We start from the raw sequence: 3,118 nt of genomic DNA, 5'->3' as shown, positions 1-3,118 counted from the left end.
AGTTTCTCCACGACCCGGCGACTGGGCGCGTTCTCGGGACGAATGCAGACCTCTACGCGATGCAGTCCGACGGTGCGGAAACAGTGGTCCGTCACCATCGCCACGGCCGTCGGCATCACCCCGCGGCCGGCCACCGCCTCGTCCACCCAGTAACCGACGTGCCCGGAGCACATCGAGCCCCAGGTGATGCCGGCCACCGTCAACTGGCCGACCAGCCGCCCCTGGTACTCGATGACAAAGGGCAGCATCCGGCCCGCGTGCGCCTCTGACCGAAGGTGACGCACCATCTGGCGGTAGGTCGGACGGTGCGTGAGCGGACCGCCCGGCCCGGGCGGCGGAATGGTCGCCTCCCACGGGCGCAGCCAGTCGCGGTTGCGCCGGTTGACCTCACGCCAGGCCCGCTGGTCGCGCAGCCTTATCGGCCTGAGGACGATCTCGCCGTCCACCAGTTCCACGGGCCAGGATGGGCTGTTCAGCTCGCACCCCCACCACTGGCGGGTCTGGGGTGGTCACCGCCGCGGAGCTGGTCCACGGCGTGTTTCAGCAGCGGCTCCAGCACCGCGAGGCCGTCCTTCACACCGCCGGAGGAACCCGGCAGGTTGACGATCAGTGTGCCGCCCGCCACGCCGGCCAGGCCCCGGGAGAGCACCGCGGTCGGGACCTTGTCCCGCCCGTACGCACGGACGGCCTCCGCGATGCCCGGGACCTCGTAGTCGATCACCGCCCGTGTCGCCTCGGGGGTACGGTCGGTGGGCGAGATGCCGGTGCCCCCGGTGGTGACGATGACGTCGTAGCCCGCATCGGCACCGGCTCGCAGGGCGGCCTCGACCGGGTCGCCGTCGGGGACGACCCGCGGGCCGTCGACGGCGAAGCCGAAGCGGCGCAGGCCCTCGGCGACCACGGGTCCGCCCCTGTCCTCGTAGACCCCTGCGGCGGCCCGGTTCGAGGCGGTGACGACCAGAGCGCCGTACGGCGCGGACAGGGCGCCTCCGGCCGACGCGTCGAGCGTCACGTCCGGCTCCAGGTACCCGACTTGCCGCCCGTCTTCTCCTCCACGCGCACGTCCGTGATGACCGCTCCCTTGTCGACCGCCTTGACCATGTCGACCACGGTGAGCGCGGCGACGGAGACCGCGGTGAGCGCCTCCATCTCGACACCCGTGCGATCCGTCGTGCGCACCGTGGCGGTGATCTCCACGGCGTCGTCCGCGACCGACAGGTCCAGTTTCACACCGGAGACCGACAACGGATGACACAACGGGATCAGATCCGGGGTGCGTTTGGCGCCCATGATGCCCGCGATGCGCGCGGTGGCGAGAGCGTCGCCCTTGGGGACCCCCTCGCCGCGCAGCAGCTCGACCACACGGGGCGCGACGAGGACACGTCCGCTCGCGCGCGCGGTGCGCGCGGTGACGTCCTTGCCGGACACGTCCACCATGCGGGCGGCGCCCGCCTCGTCGATGTGCGTCAGCCGGTCGTGCGCGTCCTGGCCGTCGTGCCGGTCGCGCGCGTCGCGCCCGACGTGCGCGTCGCGCCGGTCGTGCGTCTCCTGGCCGTGGTGCGGGGGTCGGTCCTGCGTACTCATGCTCGTGTGGCGCTCCCGGTCCGGGCCCGGCGCGGTGCGGCGCGTGGGCCTGCTGTGCGCGACACGGTACCGCCAACCAGGAGGAGTCAGCCGAGCAGGACCACCTCGACCTCGGCGCCGGGCGCGACGGACTCGGCGTCCTCGGGGACGACGATCAGCGCGTCGGCGTGCGCGAGGGCGGCCACGAGGTGGGACCCGGCGCCGCCGACCGGGGTGACCGAACCGTCGGCACAGGTACCGCGCAGGAACTGCCGGCGCCCCTTCGGCGAGGCCAGCGCCTTCTCCGTGACCAGGGTCGCGGTGACCGTCGGACGGTGGACGTCGGCGAGACCCATGAGGGTGCGGATCGCGGGGCGGACGAACAGCTCGAAGGAGACGTACGACGACACCGGGTTGCCGGGCAGGGCGAGGAGCGGGGTGTGGTCGGGCCCGATGGAGCCGAACCCCTGGGGCTTGCCGGGCTGCATGGCGAGCTTGCGGAAGTCCACGCCGCTGCCCGGTTCGTCCTCGTCCCCGACGTGCGCCAGCGCCTCCTTGACGACGTCGTACGCCCCGACGCTCACCCCGCCGGTGGTGACCATCAGGTCGGCGCGGACCAGCTGGTCCTCGATGGTGGACCGCAGGGTCTCGGCGTCGTCGGCGACGGCACCCACGCGGTAGGCGATGGCACCGGCGTCACGGGCGGCGGCGGTGAGGGCGAAGCTGTTGGAGTCGTAGATCTGACCGGGGGACAGTTCCTCGTCGGGCTGGACGAGTTCACTGCCGGTGGAGAGCACCACCACGCGCGGACGCGGGCGTACCCGGACCCTGCCGCGGCCGATCGCGGCGAGCAGGCCGATCTGTGGCGGACCGAGGACCGTACCGGCCTCCAGGGCGCGGGCGCCGGACCTGACGTCGCTGCCCTTCGCGCGTACGTGCGCGCGTGCCTCGGCCGGGCGGTACACGCGCACCTGGCCCTCGGCGGCCTCGGGGGCCAGGCTGCGGGCGCGCATCCCGGCCACCGGGCCCTCACCGAGCCCGCCGTCGGTCCACTCGACGGGGACGACGGTCTCGGCGCCGGGCGGGAGCGGGGCGCCCGTCATGATGCGGGCGGCCTGACCGGGGCCCACGGTGAGCGGGTCGGCCTGGCCCGCGGCGACGTCCCCGACGACCTCGAGGGCGGCGGGGAACTCCTCGCTCGCGCCCGCGACGTCGGCGACGCGCACCGCGTACCCGTCCATGGAGCTGTTGTCGAACGGCGGCAGGGAGAGCGGCACCGTGATGTCGTCGACCAGGACGCAGCCCTGTGCGTCGAGCAGGTTCAGCTCGATGGGTTCCAGGGGGCGGACGGTGGCGAGGATGTCGTCCAGGTGGTCCTGCACCGACCACAGCCGGTCGGGACCGAAGTCCGCGGCGGTGTGGTCGTGGCCGGTGTCACGGTGCGCGGTGCTGCTCAACGTCCTTACATCTCCTCGGCTACGTAACTGCGAAGCCAGGCCTGGAAGTCCGGGCCCAGGTCTTCACGTTCGCACGCGAGTCTGACAATGGCACGCAG

The 3,118-nt window shown here is 73.0% G+C and carries 4 protein-coding genes and 1 pseudogene; all 5 read right to left on the bottom strand.

Going from position 1 to position 3,118, the window contains the following annotated elements:
* Positions 1-455 (bottom strand): GNAT family N-acetyltransferase (locus tag ABEA26_RS35510; protein ID WP_345598137.1); only part of this gene is annotated, 455 nt, incomplete at its 3' end.
* A gap of 17 nt (positions 456-472) precedes the next feature.
* Positions 473-1,012 carry a MogA/MoaB family molybdenum cofactor biosynthesis protein gene (locus ABEA26_RS35505; RefSeq protein ID WP_345598135.1) on the bottom strand — a complete coding sequence of 180 codons (540 nt, stop codon included), beginning with the start codon at positions 1,010-1,012 and terminating at the stop codon, positions 473-475.
* Positions 1,009-1,437, bottom strand: a complete 429-nt coding sequence (moaC, locus tag ABEA26_RS35500) for a cyclic pyranopterin monophosphate synthase MoaC (RefSeq protein WP_425587959.1) — start codon at positions 1,435-1,437, stop codon at positions 1,009-1,011. The genes ABEA26_RS35505 and moaC overlap by 4 nt, the downstream gene beginning before the upstream one ends.
* A gap of 233 nt (positions 1,438-1,670) precedes the next feature.
* On the bottom strand, positions 1,671-3,020 hold the full coding sequence (gene glp / locus ABEA26_RS35495) for a molybdotransferase-like divisome protein Glp (protein WP_425587958.1): 1,350 nt from the start codon (positions 3,018-3,020) through the stop codon (positions 1,671-1,673).
* Between the two features lie 5 nt (positions 3,021-3,025).
* Positions 3,026-3,118: pseudogene (locus ABEA26_RS35490) on the bottom strand (UTP--glucose-1-phosphate uridylyltransferase); the annotation flags it as partial.

Origin of the sequence: Streptomyces marokkonensis (assembly GCF_039539045.1) — a bacterium.
GTDB classification, from domain to species: Bacteria; Actinomycetota; Actinomycetes; order Streptomycetales; family Streptomycetaceae; genus Streptomyces; species Streptomyces marokkonensis.
The sequence above is the reverse complement of the archived record's forward strand: the minus strand, read 5'-3'. Positions and strand labels throughout refer to the sequence as shown.